General features: G+C 61.4%; 14 protein-coding genes. 3 read left to right on the top strand and 11 right to left on the bottom strand.

Annotated elements, in window-relative coordinates:
* Positions 1-23: 23 nt before the first annotated feature.
* Both HGP31_RS22000 and HGP31_RS21995 read right to left on the bottom strand, forming a co-directional pair.
* On the bottom strand, positions 24-1,205 hold the full coding sequence (locus tag HGP31_RS22000) for an acetyl-CoA C-acyltransferase family protein (protein WP_151142918.1): 1,182 nt from the start codon (positions 1,203-1,205) through the stop codon (positions 24-26).
* A complete protein-coding gene (locus HGP31_RS21995; protein WP_020795666.1) occupies positions 1,202-1,984 on the bottom strand; it encodes an enoyl-CoA hydratase-related protein in 783 nt (260 codons plus the stop codon). The genes HGP31_RS22000 and HGP31_RS21995 overlap by 4 nt, the downstream gene beginning before the upstream one ends.
* 218 nt (positions 1,985-2,202) lie before the next feature.
* Here HGP31_RS21995 and HGP31_RS21990 point away from each other — a divergent pair, with 218 nt between their 5' ends.
* Genes HGP31_RS21990 through HGP31_RS21980 form a run of 3 tightly spaced genes read left to right on the top strand, consistent with a single transcriptional unit; the run spans position 2,203 to position 5,672 of the window.
* Positions 2,203-3,309: a polyamine ABC transporter substrate-binding protein gene (locus tag HGP31_RS21990; protein WP_168758663.1), complete on the top strand. Its 1,107-nt coding sequence runs from the start codon at positions 2,203-2,205 to the stop codon at positions 3,307-3,309.
* 39 nt (positions 3,310-3,348) lie between these two features.
* Positions 3,349-4,767, top strand: a complete 1,419-nt coding sequence (locus HGP31_RS21985; protein WP_168758662.1) for an aminotransferase — start codon at positions 3,349-3,351, stop codon at positions 4,765-4,767.
* Positions 4,764-5,672, top strand: coding sequence for a LuxR C-terminal-related transcriptional regulator (locus HGP31_RS21980; RefSeq protein ID WP_033045467.1), 909 nt, complete (start codon positions 4,764-4,766; stop codon positions 5,670-5,672). Before HGP31_RS21985 ends, HGP31_RS21980 begins: the two co-directional genes overlap by 4 nt.
* A gap of 133 nt (positions 5,673-5,805) precedes the next feature.
* Here HGP31_RS21980 and paaZ read toward each other — a convergent pair whose 3' ends face one another.
* The 9 genes from paaZ to cqsA all read right to left on the bottom strand — a co-directional run bounded on the left by paaZ (position 5,806) and on the right by cqsA (position 15,435).
* Positions 5,806-7,860 carry a phenylacetic acid degradation bifunctional protein PaaZ gene (gene paaZ / locus HGP31_RS21975; protein WP_168758660.1) on the bottom strand — a complete coding sequence of 685 codons (2,055 nt, stop codon included), beginning with the start codon at positions 7,858-7,860 and terminating at the stop codon, positions 5,806-5,808.
* Positions 7,861-7,895: 35 nt separating this feature from the next.
* On the bottom strand, positions 7,896-9,542 hold the full coding sequence (locus HGP31_RS21970) for a cation acetate symporter (RefSeq protein ID WP_083349522.1): 1,647 nt from the start codon (positions 9,540-9,542) through the stop codon (positions 7,896-7,898).
* On the bottom strand, positions 9,539-9,847 hold the full coding sequence (locus HGP31_RS21965; protein ID WP_020795555.1) for a DUF485 domain-containing protein: 309 nt from the start codon (positions 9,845-9,847) through the stop codon (positions 9,539-9,541). The genes HGP31_RS21970 and HGP31_RS21965 overlap by 4 nt, the downstream gene beginning before the upstream one ends.
* A gap of 178 nt (positions 9,848-10,025) precedes the next feature.
* Positions 10,026-11,102 carry a 1,2-phenylacetyl-CoA epoxidase subunit PaaE gene (paaE, locus tag HGP31_RS21960; RefSeq protein ID WP_033043864.1) on the bottom strand — a complete coding sequence of 359 codons (1,077 nt, stop codon included), beginning with the start codon at positions 11,100-11,102 and terminating at the stop codon, positions 10,026-10,028.
* A 31-nt stretch (positions 11,103-11,133) separates the two neighbouring features.
* Positions 11,134-11,667 (bottom strand): 1,2-phenylacetyl-CoA epoxidase subunit PaaD, encoded by a 534-nt coding sequence (paaD, locus tag HGP31_RS21955; RefSeq protein WP_168758658.1) that lies wholly within the window; start codon positions 11,665-11,667, stop codon positions 11,134-11,136.
* Positions 11,654-12,415: a 1,2-phenylacetyl-CoA epoxidase subunit PaaC gene (gene paaC, locus HGP31_RS21950; protein ID WP_033043863.1), complete on the bottom strand. Its 762-nt coding sequence runs from the start codon at positions 12,413-12,415 to the stop codon at positions 11,654-11,656. The genes paaD and paaC overlap by 14 nt, the downstream gene beginning before the upstream one ends.
* 8 nt (positions 12,416-12,423) lie before the next feature.
* Positions 12,424-12,705, bottom strand: a complete 282-nt coding sequence (gene paaB, locus HGP31_RS21945) for a 1,2-phenylacetyl-CoA epoxidase subunit PaaB (protein ID WP_020795551.1) — start codon at positions 12,703-12,705, stop codon at positions 12,424-12,426.
* 152 nt (positions 12,706-12,857) lie between these two features.
* Entirely contained in the window at positions 12,858-13,847 is a 990-nt protein-coding gene (gene paaA / locus HGP31_RS21940) for a 1,2-phenylacetyl-CoA epoxidase subunit PaaA (protein ID WP_020795550.1), read from the bottom strand.
* A 355-nt stretch (positions 13,848-14,202) separates the two neighbouring features.
* Complete coding sequence (gene cqsA, locus HGP31_RS21935; protein WP_168758656.1) at positions 14,203-15,435, bottom strand: alpha-hydroxyketone-type quorum-sensing autoinducer synthase; 1,233 nt, start codon at positions 15,433-15,435, stop codon at positions 14,203-14,205.
* Positions 15,436-15,583 lie beyond the last annotated feature (148 nt).

Below are 15,583 nucleotides of genomic sequence, written 5' to 3'. Positions count from 1 at the left end.
CTGCGACAGCTCCTACAGAGGGGTCAGGCGCGTTCGAAAATCGCCGCGATGCCCTGGCCACCGCCGATGCACATGGTCACCAGTGCGTAACGGCCGTTGATGCGGTGCAGTTCGTGGATGGCCTTGGTGGCGATGATTGCGCCGGTAGCGCCCACTGGGTGACCCAGGGCGATGCCCGAGCCGTTCGGGTTGACCTTGGCCGGGTCCAGGTCCAGCTCCTGGCTGACGGCACAGGCTTGTGCGGCGAACGCGATGTTGGCTTCGATCACGTCCATGTCGGCGACGGTCAGGCCGGCGCGCTTGAGCGCCAGGCGCGTGGCCGGGATCGGGCCCAGGCCCATCAGTTCCGGTTCGAGGCCGGCGTGGGCGTAGCTGACCAGGCGGGCCAGTGGGCGCAGGTTGTTGACCTGGACCGCAGCGCCGGTGGCCATGACCAGTGCGGCAGCACCGTCGTTGAGACCGGAGGCGTTGCCGGCGGTGACCGAGCCGTCCTTCTTGAACGCCGGCTTCATCGCCGCCAACTGTTCCAGGGACGTGGCGCGTGGATGCTCGTCGACGTTGAACAGCTTGGTGCCCTTGCGATCCGGGATTTCCACGGTCGCGATCTGATCAACGAAATAGCCGTTGGCAATCGCGTGGGCTGCGCGTTTCTGGTCTTCCAGGGCCAGGGCATCCTGCATTTCACGGGTGATGCCGTTGCGTGCGGCGACGTTCTCCGCGGTGATGCCCATGTGGATGTTCTGGAACGGGTCATGCAGGATGCCGAGCATGTAGTCGACGGCCTGGACGTTGCCCATGCGCGCGCCCCAACGAGCGGATGGCAGCAGGTACGGGCCACGGCTCATGGACTCGGCACCGGCGCCGATGGCGATGTCGGCGTCGCCCAGCAGCAGGGTCTGCGCCGCGCTGATGATCGCTTGCAGGCCCGAACCGCACAGGCGGTTGACGTTGTAGGCCGGGGTTTCCTTCGGGATGCCGGCGTTCATGGCGGCAACGCGGGAGATGTAGGCGTCGCGGGTTTCAGTCGGGATCACATGGCCCATCACCAGATGACCGACCAGCGCCGGGTCAACGGCGGCTTTTTGCAGGGCGGCTTTCACGGCGGTGGTCGCGAGATCGGCCGGTGGCACGTCCTTGAGTGAACCGCCGAAGGTGCCAATGGCGGTACGAGCGGCGCTGACGACGTAAATTTCCGGGGTGTTCATGGCTGTGTTCCTTTTGCTGGATTCTTATCTGTACTGCGATTGAGCAGGGCGTTCAAGGCCGTTTTTGCCTCAACGGTGTTGAGACGCTGGATGAACAGCAGGTTTTCTTCGCGCAGGGTGGCTTGCAGTTCGGCCATGCCGGCCTGGGTCATCAGCTGCCGGGATTGGCGCAAGGCTTGCTGGGGCATCGCCAGGAAGCGCTGGGCAATTTTTGCCGCCGCGGCCAGGCACTGCTCGCCGTCATCGAAGGCTTCGTTGGCCAGGCCCCAGGCCACCGCTTCGCTGCCATCAAGGCTGTCGCCCAACAACAGCAGGCGCGCCGCGCGTGCCTGGCCCAGTCGGCGTGGTAGCAGCAGGCTGGCACCGAACTCGGGGCACAGGCCCAGATTGACGAACGGCGTGCGCAGCTTGGCATTACGGGTCACCAGCACCTGGTCGCAATGCAGCAGCAGGGTGGTGCCGATGCCGATGGCGGCCCCGCAAACCGCCGCGATCAACGGCTTTCGCAGGTGGGTCACGGCGCGCATCAGGCGAAATGCCGGGCTGTCCAGGTGCGTTGGCGGCTCTTGCAGGAAATCCACCAGGTCGTTGCCACTGGTAAAACAGTTCGGGCCACCGGTCACGATGACCACCCCGATTTCGTCGTTCTCGTCAGCTGCAAACAGCAGGTCGGCCAAGCGCGTGTACATGGCGTTGGTCAGGGCGTTGAGCTTGTCGGGACGATCAATGGTCAGTGTCAGCACGCCATCGCGATAGTCTTGTTTGATCAGGTCGGTCATTGCGGGCTCTTGCAGAGTCGGTTCGACGGCCACTTTAAGCGGCAAGGGAACCCCGCAGCTATGACAAAACGGGTCAACCGAGCTGATGCTTTTTGCCATATTGCGTCGGTAAATCCGCCCACACACCCATTCGGGGTATGGTGCCGCCTGGCGAATCCACCAATAGTAGGTTCATCCGCTCATCCAGAGCCGAACTCGCTTGATAAGGTGCATTTGCTATGGGCAAGACACTGCTTAAGGTGATTTCCAGTCTGTTTGTTGTATCGCTGACCCTGAGTGCCCACGCTGGCGAGCCGGACGGCGCCAATACGCTGCGGCTATATAATTGGGCGGACTACATCGGTGAGAAAACCCTGGCCGATTTTGAAAAGGCCACCGGTATCAAGGTGATCTACGACACCTTCGATGCCTATGAAACGGTGCAGGCCAAGCTGCTCACCGGCCACTCCGGTTACGACCTGATCGTGCTGAATGCATCCCTCGCGCCGCCGCTGATCCAGGCCAAGGTGTTCCAGCCACTGGACAAGAAACTACTGCCGGGCTGGAGCAACCTGGACCCGAAAGTCTTGCACGACTTGCAAGGGTTCGATCCGGGCCCCACCTACTCGGCACCTTATACCTGGGGCAGCAATGGCATCACCTACAACGTCGACAAGATCAAGGAGCGCATGCCGGATGCGCCGATCGGCTCGCTGGCAATGATTTTCGATCCGAAGATCGTCTCACGCTTCGCCGACTGCGGTGTGACCCTGGTCGATGCGCCCACCGAAGTGATTCCCCTGGCGCTCAAGTACCTGGGCCGCGATCCGCGCAGCGCCAAGCCGGATGACCTGAAGGCGGCGCAGGAACTGCTGTTGTCGGTGCGGCCGTACATCCGCAAGTTCGACTCGGTCAATTACCTCACCAGCCTGCCCAACGGCGATGTGTGCATGGCCATGACCTGGTCCGGCGACTACGCGACGGCCATGGCCCGCGCGGAAGAAGCCAAGTTGAACATCAACCTGTCCTACTTCATTCCCAAGGAAGGCTCGCTGATCTGGTTCGACAACATGTACATCCCGGCGGACGCACCCCATGTCGCCAATGCGCACAAATTCCTTGAATACCTGATGCAACCGCAGGTGATGGCGGACGTCACTGACTACATCCATTACGCCAACAGCAACGCGGCGGCCACGCCTTTGTTGAATTCCGATGTGCGCAATAACCCGGCGATTTACCCCGATGACGCCACCCGCGAGCGCCTGTTCCCGCAGAAGACCCAGGACGCCAAGGACATGCGCGCCATGACCCGTGTCTGGAGCACGGTGAAAAGCGGCATCTGATTCGTTCGATCGTTAGTCAATCCGGTTAGAGGTTTATTTATGGCGACGCCAACACGCAGCGTTTTTTCCCCAGCGGACGAGTCCCGGCTGGTCAAGGCCGACAAGGCCCACCATATGCACGGTTATCACATGTTCGACGAACATGCCGAACAAGGCTCCTTGAACATCGTCGCCGGTGATGGCGCCTATATCTACGACACCCAGGGCAACCGCTTTCTCGATGCCGTGGGCGGCATGTGGTGCACCAATATCGGCCTGGGCCGTGAGGAAATGGCCCAGGCCATTGCCGATCAGGTGCGACAGCTGGCCTATTCCAACCCGTTTTCCGACATGTCCAACAACGTGGCCATCGAGTTGTGCGAAAAACTCGCCAGCCTGGCGCCCGGCGACCTCGATCATGTGTTCCTCACCACCGGCGGCTCAACTGCCGTGGACACAGCCTACCGGCTGATCCAGTACTACCAGAACTGCCGCGGCCTGCCGGAAAAAAAGCACGTCATCGCCCGTTTCAACGCGTACCACGGCTCCACCACCCTGACCATGTCGATCGGCAACAAGGCGGCCGACCGGGTGCCGGAGTTCGATTACGCCAACCCGCTGATTCACCACGTGTCGAACCCCAATCCCTACCGTGCGCCGGATGGCATGGACGAGGCGCAGTTCCTCGAGTTCCTGGTCAAGGAGTTTGAGGACAAGATCCTGTCGATTGGCGCAGACAAGGTCGCCGGTTTCTTTGCCGAGCCGGTGATGGGCTCAGGCGGGGTGATCATTCCACCCAAGGGTTACCTCAAGCGCATGTGGGAAGTCTGCCAGCGCTACGACATCCTGTTCGTCGCCGACGAGGTGGTCACTTCGTTCGGTCGCCTGGGCAAGTTCTTCGCGTCAAAGGATGTGTTCGACGTGCAGCCTGACATCATCACCACCGCCAAGGGCCTGACTTCGGCTTACCTGCCGCTGGGCGCGTGCATCTTTTCCGAGCGCATCTGGAAGGTCATTGCCGAGCCGGGCCAGGGCCGTTGCTTTACCCATGGCTTCACCTACAGCGGCCATCCGGTGTGCTGCACGGCAGCGCTGAAGAACATTGAAATCATCGAGCGGGAAAACCTGCTGGCCCACGTCGACGATGTTGGCGGTTACCTGGAGCAGCGCCTGGCCACGTTGCGCGACCTGCCCCTGGTGGGTGATGTGCGTTGCCTGAAATTGATGGCGTGCGTGGAGTTCGTCGCCGACAAACGCACCAAGGCGTTGTTCGCCGACGCAATCAACATTGGTGAGAAAATCCATGTGCGGGCACAAGCGAGGGGGCTGCTGGTGCGGCCGATCATGCACCTTAACGTGATGTCGCCGCCGCTGATCCTGACTTATGCACAGGTCGATGAGATCGTCGACATCCTGCGCGAGTGCATCCTGGAAGTGGCGGCCGAGCTTGAGGCGAGCGGCCAGTATTTCGGCCAATGATTTCAACCCTCAGGTCGTTACCAAGGGACTGTTCACCCGCTAGACTGCGTGGCATGAGCAAGCCAAACGACGAAACACTGATCACGATGCCCTTCGGGGCACTGCATAAATGGCATGGGGGCATGCGCGAGGCGTTCGCCCATATCGATGAGCCCGACGCGCTGCAATACCTGGCGTCGGCGTTGGCGCAGCTGGTGTCCATCGAGTCGATGATGATCAGCCTGGAGCGCAAGGACCGCGCACCACAGTTGCTGTATCAGCGCGGGATTGCCCAGGAGTATCAGGTCTCGATTCTTGAGCGCTATTTTGCCGGGGGCTACTTGCTCGACCCGTTCTGCCTGGCGGTGGAGCAGGGACTGGCACAGGGGTTTTATCACCTGGAGGAAATTGCGCCGGACAACTTCTTCGACAGTGATTACTACAAGACCTATTACCTGAAGGCGAACTGTTCGGAAGACAGCTACTACATTGTCGATACCGGCAACGACACGAAAATCTCCGTCAGCCTCTTTCAAGGTTTCGGCGGTGAATGCCTGCGGGTCGAGCAGTTGAATCTGCTGCGCGCGGTCGAACCGCTGGTGCGCGAATTCATCAGCGAATTCAGTCGTCGTGGCCTGCAGCGCAGTGACGAGATCCAGGGCGATAACGATCAAGGCCTGCGCGATGATCTCAAGCATCGGGTGCAAACGGCGTTCGAACAGTTCGGTTGTGACTTGCTCACCGAACGCGAGCGCGAAGTGGCGCACATGGTGCTGCGGGGACACTCGGTGAAATCCACCGCCAGCCAGATGAACATCTCCCCGGAAACCGTGCGCATGCACCGCAAGAACTTGTATCTGAAGCTGGAGGTGGGTTCGCAGTCGGAGTTGTTTGCGCTGTTCATCGAGTGGTTGCGCGGGCATTGAGCCTGTAACGATCGTTCCCACGCTCTGCGTGGGAATGCCTCAAGGGACGCTCCGCGTTCCAGCGCTGGAGGGGACGCAGAGCGTCCCGGGCTGCATTCCCACGCGGAGCGTGGGAATGCTCAGGTGAGGCAGGTCAGTCTTCGCGTTTGACTACGAGGGTCAGAATGTCATAACTGGCCACCAGCTCGCCGAGCTGGTTGGTCACTTCCACATCCCACGCCACCACCCCTTGCGGAACGCCTTGCGGGCTCTTCTTGCCCTGGTCGATCTTGCGTTTGCAGGTCAGGCGCGCCTGGATGGTGTCGCCGATGCCGACCGGGTTGATGAAGCGCAGGGTGTCCAGGCCGTAGTTGGCCAGTACCGGGCCGACGCCAGGGGATACGAACAGGCCGGCTGCTGCCGACAGCACGAAGTAGCCGTGGGCGATGCGCTTGCCGAATTGCGATTCCTTGGCCGCGATGTCGTCGAAGTGCATGTAGAAGTGGTCGCCCGACAGGCAACCGAAGTTCACCAGGTCCGCCTCGGTGACGGTGCGACGGTGAGTCAGCAGCGACTCGCCGATCTGCAGGTCCTGGAAATAGCGACGGAATGGGTGCACTTCGGTTTCGATGACCTTGGCGCCGCGTACGTATTCACCGGTGACCGCTGCCAGCATGGTCGGCGAGCCTTGTACCGCCGCGCGTTGCAGGTAGTGTTTCACCGCACGCAGGCCGCCGAGTTCTTCACCGCCGCCGGCACGACCCGGGCCGCCGTGCTTGAGTTGTGGCAGTGGCGAACCGTGACCGGTGGATTCACCGGCGCAGTTGCGGTCAAGTACCAGCAGACGGCCGTGCAGGGCCGCGGCCACTGGAATCGCTTTGGCGGCGATGTGCGGATCCTTGGTCACCAGGCTTGCCACCAGGCTGCCTTTGCCGCGTGCGGCCAGGGCCAGTGCTTCGTCCAGATCGTCGTAAGCCATCAGGGTGCTGACTGGACCGAACGCTTCGATGTCGTGAGCGCCACCTTCGGCGTGCGGGTCGCGGGCCTGCAACAGGGTCGGGGCGAAGAACGCGCCCTTATCGACGTTCTCGCCGCGAGGTTCGAAACCGTCGCGGGCGCCGAACAGCAGGTCGCTGCTCTGCAACAGCATTTCCAGGCGTTCGGCCACGTCTTTCTGCTGATCGTGGGACGCCAACGCACCCATGCGCACGCCTTCTACCGACGGGTCGCCGACCACGACTTTCGCCAGGCGATCACGCAAGCGCGTGGCCACTGCATCGATGTGCTTGGCCGGGACGATGGCGCGACGGATGGCGGTGCATTTCTGCCCTGCCTTGGTGGTCATCTCCCTGGCGACTTCCTTGATGAACAGCTCGAACTCTTCGTCATCCGGGGTGACGTCCGGAGCGAGGATCGCGCAGTTCAGCGAGTCGGCTTCGGCAGTGAACGGCACCGAATTGCGAATCAGGTTCGGGTTGACCCGAAGCTTGGCCGCGGTGTCGGCGGAACCGGTGAAGGTCACCACGTCCTGGCCTTGCAGGCGATCGAGCAGGTCACCGGTGCCGCCGATAATCAGCTGCAGGCTGCCCGCCGGGAGCAGGCCGGAGTCGTCCATCAGGCGCACCACGGCTTCGGTCAGGTAGCTGGTGGCGCTGGCTGGCTTGACGATGCACGGCATGCCGGCGAGGAAGCTCGGCGCGAATTTTTCCAGCATGCCCCAGATCGGGAAGTTGAAGGCGTTGATGTGCACCGCGACACCGCCGCGTGGCACCAGGATGTGGGTGCCGGCGAAGGTGCCCATCTTGCTCAATTGCAGCGCCGGGCCTTCGTGGACGACGTTGCCCGATGGCAGTTCACGCGAGCCAAGGCTGGCATAGGTGAACAGCGTGCTGTTGCCGCCTTCGATGTCGATCCAGCTGTCGGCACGGGTCGCGCCGCTGTGGTGGGATATCGCGTAGAGCTGTTCCTTGCGTTCGGCCAGGTACAGGGCCAGGGCCTTGAGACGCTGGGCGCGTTGCTGGAAGTCCAGCGCCATCAGGCCGCTGACGCCTTGGCGGCGGCCGTGTTCGATGGCTTCGGCGAAGTCCGGACGCTCTTCATGGGTGCGTGCGATTTCATGGCCGTCGATGGCACTGCGCAGGATTTGCGCGCCTTGTTGGCCGATCCAGCGGCCGGCGATGAAACTTTGCAGGGTAGGGGCGTGGGACATTGCAAATGCTCCGGGTTTGGTCATCAAGTTAAGAACTAGTGTTGGCTGGCGCCCGAAGCGCCGATGCCGGTCATGGAACGAATGAACTGCGCCAGGTAACGGCCGCGCTCAAGGGCGGCACGTGGCGAACGGTCGGTGACGGAAAACAGCCAGGCGCTGAAAAAGGCCAGGCTCATGGAAAACAGTGCGGGGTTGGAATAGGGGAACAGTGCCTGGTCGTGATGCAGCACGTTGACCCACACCGCCGGGCTCAGCACCAGCAAGACGATTGCCGACACCAGCCCCATCAGGCTGCCGCTGACCGCGCCACGGGTGGTCAGGCCTTTCCAGTACATCGAGAGGAACAGCACCGGGAAATTCACCGAGGCCGCGATGGCCAGCACCAGCCCGGACAGGAAGGCAATGTTCTGCGATTCGAACAAAAGGCCAAGGATGATCGCCAGCACACCAATGCACAGGGTGGCGATTCGCGATACACGCATTTCCTGCTGCTCGCTGGCCTGGCCCTTGCGCATCACGCAGGCATACAGGTCGTGGGACACCGCCGAGGCGCCGGACAACGCCAGCCCGGCCACCACCGCCAGGATGGTGGCGAAGGCGACCGCAGAAATGAAACCAAGGAACAGGTTGCCGCCGACCGCCTGGGCCAAATGCACGGCGACCATGTTGCCGCCGCCGATGATCGCGCCGCTGGCATCGCGGTACGCCGGATCGGTGCCGACCATGACGATCGCGCCGAAGCCGACGATGATCAGCAGCAAGTAGAAGTAGCCAATGAAACCGGTGGCGTAGAACACGCTTTTACGTGCTTCCCTGGCATCGCTGACGGTGAAGAAACGCATCAGGATATGCGGCAGGCCGGCGGTGCCGAAGATCATGCCCAGGCCCAGGGAAATGGCATCGACCGGATTGGACAGCAAGGCGCCGGGGGCCATGATCGCGCTGCCTTTGGCGTGCACGGCGGTAGCACCGGCGAACATCGCTTCGGTGCTGAAACCGAAATGCTTGAGCACCATGAACGCCATGAAACTGGTACCGAATAGCAGCATCACCGCCTTGATGATCTGCACCCAGGTGGTGGCGAGCATGCCGCCGAAGGTGACATAGAACACCATCAGCACGCCGACCAGCATCACCGCGTAGAGGTAATCGATACCGAACAGCAATTCGATCAGCTTGCCAGCGCCGACCATCTGCGCCACCAGGTACATCAGTGCCACGGTCAGGGTGCCGAAGGCCGACGTCAGGCGCACGGGCGTCTGTTCCAGGCGATAGGAGACCACGTCGGCGAAGGTGTATTTACCGAGGTTGCGCAGGCGTTCGGCGATCAGGAACAGGATGATCGGCCAGCCGGCCAGGACGCCCAATGCATAGAGCAAACCGTCGTAGCCGTTAAGGAACATCATCGCGGAAATGCCGAGGAAGGATGCTGCCGAGATCATGTCGCCGGCAATCGCCAGGCCGTTCTGGAAGCCGGTCATGCCGCCGCCAGCGGTGTAGAAGTCACTGGCCGAGCGGGTGCGCAATGCGGCCCAGCGCGTCACACCGAGGGTGAACAGGACGAACAGCATGAACATGCCGATGGCGTTCCAGTTCAGTGGACGGGACGCGCCCTCGGCGGCTACCGCAAGATCGGTGACCAGAGCCAGCGGCAACAGGAACAACGCAAGAAGACGGCTCATCGGGCGCACTCCTGCTTGAGTTTTTCATTCAGCGGGTCGATCACGTTGTTGGCGCGATAGACGTAGAAACCGGTCAAGGCAAAGGCCAGCACCACGATCACCACACCCACCAGCATGCCCACGGTGGTCACGCCGCCACTCAGGGACTGGCCGAGGGTGGAGGGGGAGAACGCCACCAGCAGGACAAAGCCGAAATAGATCACCAGCATGATCAGCGACAGGGACCAGTACAGCGCCTGCTTGCGGCGTACCAGCTGGATGAAGTGGGGGTGCTGGTGGATGAGTTCTATGTCTTGGGGGCTCATGGTGGTGTCCTTTGTTTTTTTTGTTGTGGGCGCAGCTATGGGATACAACACAGATCATTGTGGGAGCGGGCTTGCCCGCGAAGACGGAATATCAGGCGACATCAATGTTGAATCTGATGGCCTCTTCGCGGGCAAGCCCGCTCCCACAGGGTTTTGTGTAAGTCCGGTAGATCGGATATCAGAGCTGATCGAAATCCAGCACCACCTTGTCGCTGATCGGGAAGGCCTGGCACGACAGCACATAGCCGGCGGCCACTTCGTAGTCTTCCAGGGCGTGGTTGCTGTCCATTTCCACTTCGCCTTCGATGACCTTGCATTTGCACGTCGAGCACACACCGGCCTTGCACGAGTAGGGCAGTTCGGCACCCTGGGCGTTGCCGGCATCGAGGATGCTCTGGCTGTTGCGCGGCAGGTCGAAGGCCAGGGCACGGCCATCGCTGATCACGGTGATCTGGCTGACCGCCGCATCGACCTGGCGGGCGGCTTCGCGGGCCTGGCGTTTCTGCTGGCTGCCAGCGGCGGCGAACAATTCGAAATGAATGCGCTCAGGCGCAATGCCCTTGGCCTTGAGGCTGTCGCGCACGGTCTCGGTCATTTCCTGCGGGCCGCAGATGAAGGCGGCGTCGAGAGCCTTGACGTCGAGCCAGCGGCTGAACAGCTGCTCGCATTTCTCGGCGTTGATCCGGCCGTTGTACAGGTCGACATCCTGCTGCTCGCGGCTGAACACGAAGATCAGGTTCAAGCGTTGCAGGTAGCGGTTCTTCAAGTCTTCCAGCTGTTCGCGAAACAGTGCGCCCGAGCTGGAGCGGTTGCCGTACAGCAGGGTGACGCGGCTGTGGGGCTCGGTTTCCAGGGTGGTCTTGATGATCGACAGGATCGGCGTGATGCCGCTGCCGGCGGCGACGGCCAGGTAGTTGCCGTGGCGGGCGGGATCGAGTTCAACGCTGAAATGCCCGGCGGGCGGCATCACTTCCAGGCTGTGCCCGGCCTTCAACTGCTCGTTGGCAAACGCGGAAAAACGACCGCCTGCGACGCGCTTGATAGCAACCCGCAGTTCACCGTCGTTGACGCCGGTGCAGATCGAGTAGGAGCGGCGCACTTCCTCGCCGTCCAGCTGGGTGCGCATCACCAGGTGCTGGCCCTGGGTGTAATGAAAGCTGTCCTGCAGGTGCTGCGGAATCTCGAAGGCGATGGACACCGCGTCACGGGTCTCGGTGCGCACATCCTTGATGGTCAGGCTGTGAAATTTGCTCATTGTTGTTCTCCAGCTGGACGGCAGACGCCGCTCAGATGCACTTGAAATAGTCGAACGGTTCCCGGCAATCGACGCAGCGATACAGCGCCTTGCACGCGGTGGAGCCAAACTCGCTGAGCACTTCGGTGTGGACGCTGCCGCATTGCGGGCAGGCGATCACCGGGCTTTCGCCGAGCAGGCTGCGTTTGCTGGTGCTGCCTTCAGGTGGTGCGATGCCGTAGGCGCGCAGGCGTTCGCGGCCGCTGTCGGTGATCCAGTCGGTGGTCCAGGCCGGGGTCAGGCGGCGCTCCAGGTTCGGTGCCTGGAAGCCGGCCTGTTCCAGCGCCTGGCGGATATCACCCTCGATCACTTCGGTCGCCGGGCATCCGGAATAGGTCGGGGTGACCACCACATGCAAGTGCCCGGCTTGCCAGTCGAGATCGCGGACGATCCCCAGGTCCACCACGCTGACCACCGGGACTTCCGGGTCCATGACCTCGGCCAGGATCGCCCAGGCGGCGGTTAAGTCGCTCGGTTGTGCCGGCCGGGCGCCGAGGTCGCTGGCGATCAACTCACCAGGTTGCATCGGGGTACGCTCGTGGCAGGAACTGCATTTCGGCCAGCAGGATGCCCAGGTGCTCGGTGTGCAGGCCCTTGCGCGCATTCAGGTAGAAATAGCTCGGTGCTGCCGGCACGGGCAGGGTGGCGCTGGCGAAAATGTCGTTGACCTTGGCTTGCCACTGCGCCCTCACGCTGGCGATGTCCGGGGTGATACCGGCTTCGCACAGGCGCTGTTCGCTGTCATCGGCGGCGATCAATTCAACGGTAAAACGCCAGACCTCGGGAATGGCCGCGAGCATGCGCTGGTGGCTTTCCTCGGTGCCGTCACCCAGACGCTCGACCCACTCGCCGGAGCGGCGCAGGTGATAGGTGACTTCCTTGACCGCTTTGGCGGCGATCCCGGCAATGCGCTCATCGCTGGACTGGCTCAGGCCCTGGAGGACCGGCAGGTGCCAGGCGTCATACAGGAACTGCTTGAGGAGGGTTACCGCGTAATCGCCGTTAGGTTGTTCCACCAACAGCAGGTTGCGATAGGCGCGCTCGTCGCGGCGGAACGCCAGGTCGTCGGCGTCGCGGCCGTCGTCCAGCAGCTCGGCGGCGTAGTCCAGCCAGTTGCGGGCCTGGCCCACCAAGTCGAGGCCGACGTTCATCAGCGCCAGCTCTTCTTCCAGCGCCGGGGCCTTGCCGCACCACTGGCACAGGCGCTGGCCCTGGATCAGGGCGCTGTCGCCCAGGCGCAGCAGGTATTCGATCAGATCGGTCTTGTTATTCATGGTCGACCTCACATGTGCCCGACTTCGGCCGGCAGCTCGTAGAAGCTGGCATGGCGGTAAACCTTGTCGTCCGACGGATCGAACAGCGGGTCTTTCTCATCCGGCGATGAGGCGGTGATCAGCTTTGAGGGCACGACCCACAGGCTCACGCCTTCGCTACGACGGGTGTACAGCTCGCGGGCGTTCTCGATCGCCATGGTGGTGTCGGCGGCATGCACGCTGCCGACGTGCTTGTGGTTGAGGCCGTGCTTGCTGCGCACGAAGACTTCGAAGAGGGTCCATTCGGACATTTCAGTTACTCCACATCTGTTCGGTTTTTTGCTGACGGGGCTGAAGATCAAAAGATCGCAGCCTTCGGCAGCTCCTACATGGGATCACCGGCTCCTGTAGGAGCTGGCGCAGCCTGCGATCTTTTGGCGGCATGGAAGCCGCCGAAGATCAATCAAGCGGCGTTCTTGTTTTGTTTTTTGCGGGCGTGGGCGACGGCGGCTTCACGAACCCAGGCGCCGTCTTCAATCGCCTTGCGGCGGGTAGCGACGCGTTCGGTGTTGCACGGGCCGTTGCCCTTGAGCACTTCGTAGAATTCGTCCCACTGGATTTCGCCGAAGTCGTAGTGACCGCGCTCGGCGTTCCACTTCAAATCCGGGTCGGGGCAGGTGCAGCCCAGCAGTTCCAGCTGCGGGATGGTCTGGTCGATGAAGCGCTGGCGCAGTTCGTCGTTGCTCTGGCGCTTGATTTTCCAGGCCATGGATTGCGCGCTGTTTGGCGAGTGTTCATCGCTTGGGCCGAACATCATCAGCGACGGCCACCACAGGCGGTTGATCGCATCCTGGACCATGTCTTTTTGCGCCTGAGTGCCGTGACGCATCATGGTCAGGAGGATTTCGTAGCCCTGGCGCTGGTGGAAACTCTCTTCCTTGCAGATGCGGATCATCGCCCGGGAATAGGGGCCGTAGGAGGTGCGCTGCAGCACCACCTGGTTGACGATCGCCGCGCCATCCACCAGCCAGCCCACCGCACCCATGTCGGCCCAGTTCAGCGTCGGGTAATTGAAGATGCTCGAATACTTGGCCTTGCCGCTGTGCAGCTTGGCGATCTCTTCATCGCGGTCGGCACCCAGGGTTTCCATGGCGCTGTACAGGTACAGGCCGTGACCGGCTTCGTCCTGGATCTTGGCCATCAATTGCAATTTGCGTTTGAGCGTCGGCGCGCGGGTGACCCAGTTGCCTTCCGGGAGCATGCCGACGATTTCCGAGTGGGCGTGCTGGGAAATCTGCCGGATCAGGGTTTGCCGGTAGGCATCTGGCATCCAGTTCTTGGCTTCGATCTTGATTTCTGAATCGATTTTTTCCTGGAAGGCGCGCTCCTCATCGGACATCTCCGAGAGGTCTTTGATGCGCTTTACGCCTGTTTCTACGAGCTGTGCGTACATGGGGGTCTCCCGCCGTGAATCTGTTCGAGGGCATGGAGAACTTTATAAGCGATACAAAAATTAATATCAAACAGAAAATGACGTGTCGTATTTGTTTTTGTATCGCTTTGGGATGAAAGGTTGTTTGGCGATATCCCAATCCCCTGTAGGAGCGAGCGTGCTCGCGATGGAGGCAAGAGCAACGCGGGGTGCCAGACAGCCAGCGTTATCGTTGACGTCCATCGCGAGCGTGCTCGCTCCTACAGGGCATGCAACGTGGGGGAAAAGGCAAAAAAGCCGCGCATCCGGAGGGCTTGAAAAGGGGGGCAGCAGTCATGCTTCAGGGCGTTTGTCCAGTCGCGGGCGGCTTGTGCATTTATTCGCTACGCGCGGGCGAGTAGCCTCTCCACAGGTCTAGCCTTACGTCATCTCGCATTTCGGAGCAGGCCCCGATGAGGCGGTCAATGTCTTCATCAGTCAGGCCGCAATTCATTGTGAGTCGCATCAGTGAGCGGTTGAGACCGGTTGCAGGCGCGCAGAATACCGAGCCGAAAATACCTCGTGTTTGCAGTGCATCTCGCAGGCGTAGTGTCCGTGATTCAAGTCCGGACTCCAGGGCAATGATCTGTTCGGTTCCGGCACTTACGTCATAACCCAACTCCGCGAGGGCAGTCCTGACTCGATGTGATATCGCATGCAGCCTGCTGCGACGCTCATCGGCGTGTTGTAGAAAGTCCGCTGCCTCTTCAAACCATGTCAGCTCGTGATCAAGCAGGCTGGAGCTGAAAATTGCCGGATAGGACTCCATGGCAAAGTAGTCTTTGAAGCCGACTGGACAAGTAATAAGGCCGGCACGGCCGGCAAATGCTTTGGCCAGGCTGGCTGTTTGAAAATGGACCCTGTCTGAGAGTCGATGCTGAGCGACCAGTCCGGCACCCTGTGGCCCATGGGTTCCAAGTGAGTGGGATTCGTCGACGACCAAGGCGCAATTATGGCGTTGGGCGACCTCGGCGAAGTCCTCCAACGGACAACGACTGCCATTGGTGCTGTAGATCGCATCGACGGCAATGACGCCCCGACCGTTTTTCATTATCTGCCGCTGCGCATGGGCAGCGTCGTTGTGCGCGAATGCAATCGGGCGCGCACCCGCTGCCTGCGCTCCCTGCCAAAGGGACATGTGCGCCTGGATATCCAGATAGACGGGGATGTCCTTATTGGCAATGGCCTGCAGCAACCCTACATTGGCGACCCAGCCTGACTGGCAAAGGATGCTGTCTTGTGCGCCTATGAAATGCGCCAGGCGTTGCTCCAGCCTGGACATGGGCGTGTCACCGTGGAGAAACGCGGCAGACATTAAAAGCTGGTGTCGTGTCTGAAGGACCGCACGAGCGTGAGCTTCGATCAGTGGAGGCTCTGTCGCCAGGCAGAGGTAGTCGTTACTCGACAGATGCAGTGCGTCGGGACCGGGCGTTGCACCGTGCAGCAAATGCTGATCTCCCCAATGCTGATTGGCGCATCTGACAGAGAGGCTTTCGATTCGTGCCTGAACAAAATCGGGCAATTGAGTTTGTACGATTTGCACGGACTGTGGTGGGTTGGTTTCCGGCATGGAGGGCTCCTGTTCCGGAGCGATCAGCCAGCCCGGATGCCAAGTGTTGTTGAACTACACGCCTGGCAGTGATCTTTGGCTACTGTCAAAGCTGACAGTTTTTCGGAATAAATGATGGATGGCTGTCGGCCGCGCGAAGCCTAACTTG

Origin of the sequence: Pseudomonas umsongensis, from assembly GCF_012647205.1 — a bacterium.
Lineage (GTDB): Bacteria > Pseudomonadota > Gammaproteobacteria > Pseudomonadales > Pseudomonadaceae > Aquipseudomonas > Aquipseudomonas umsongensis.
Note: the sequence above shows the minus strand (reverse complement) of the source record. Positions and strands in the feature narration are given on the sequence as shown.

What these genes read in the sequence shown, in the direction of transcription:
- HGP31_RS22000 (WP_151142918.1), bottom strand. Translation starts at nt 1,205, where the DNA reads ATGAACACCCCGGAAATTTACGTCGTCAGCGCCGCTCGTACCGCCATT.
- HGP31_RS21995 (WP_020795666.1), bottom strand. Translation starts at nt 1,984, where the DNA reads ATGACCGACCTGATCAAACAAGACTATCGCGATGGCGTGCTGACACTG.
- HGP31_RS21990 (WP_168758663.1), top strand. Translation starts at nt 2,203, where the DNA reads ATGGGCAAGACACTGCTTAAGGTGATTTCCAGTCTGTTTGTTGTATCG.
- HGP31_RS21985 (WP_168758662.1), top strand. Translation starts at nt 3,349, where the DNA reads ATGGCGACGCCAACACGCAGCGTTTTTTCCCCAGCGGACGAGTCCCGG.
- HGP31_RS21980 (WP_033045467.1), top strand. Translation starts at nt 4,764, where the DNA reads ATGATTTCAACCCTCAGGTCGTTACCAAGGGACTGTTCACCCGCTAGA.
- paaZ (WP_168758660.1), bottom strand. Translation starts at nt 7,860, where the DNA reads ATGTCCCACGCCCCTACCCTGCAAAGTTTCATCGCCGGCCGCTGGATC.
- HGP31_RS21970 (WP_083349522.1), bottom strand. Translation starts at nt 9,542, where the DNA reads ATGAGCCGTCTTCTTGCGTTGTTCCTGTTGCCGCTGGCTCTGGTCACC.
- HGP31_RS21965 (WP_020795555.1), bottom strand. Translation starts at nt 9,847, where the DNA reads ATGAGCCCCCAAGACATAGAACTCATCCACCAGCACCCCCACTTCATC.
- paaE (WP_033043864.1), bottom strand. Translation starts at nt 11,102, where the DNA reads ATGAGCAAATTTCACAGCCTGACCATCAAGGATGTGCGCACCGAGACC.
- paaD (WP_168758658.1), bottom strand. Translation starts at nt 11,667, where the DNA reads ATGCAACCTGGTGAGTTGATCGCCAGCGACCTCGGCGCCCGGCCGGCA.
- paaC (WP_033043863.1), bottom strand. Translation starts at nt 12,415, where the DNA reads ATGAATAACAAGACCGATCTGATCGAATACCTGCTGCGCCTGGGCGAC.
- paaB (WP_020795551.1), bottom strand. Translation starts at nt 12,705, where the DNA reads ATGTCCGAATGGACCCTCTTCGAAGTCTTCGTGCGCAGCAAGCACGGC.
- paaA (WP_020795550.1), bottom strand. Translation starts at nt 13,847, where the DNA reads ATGTACGCACAGCTCGTAGAAACAGGCGTAAAGCGCATCAAAGACCTC.
- cqsA (WP_168758656.1), bottom strand. Translation starts at nt 15,435, where the DNA reads ATGCCGGAAACCAACCCACCACAGTCCGTGCAAATCGTACAAACTCAA.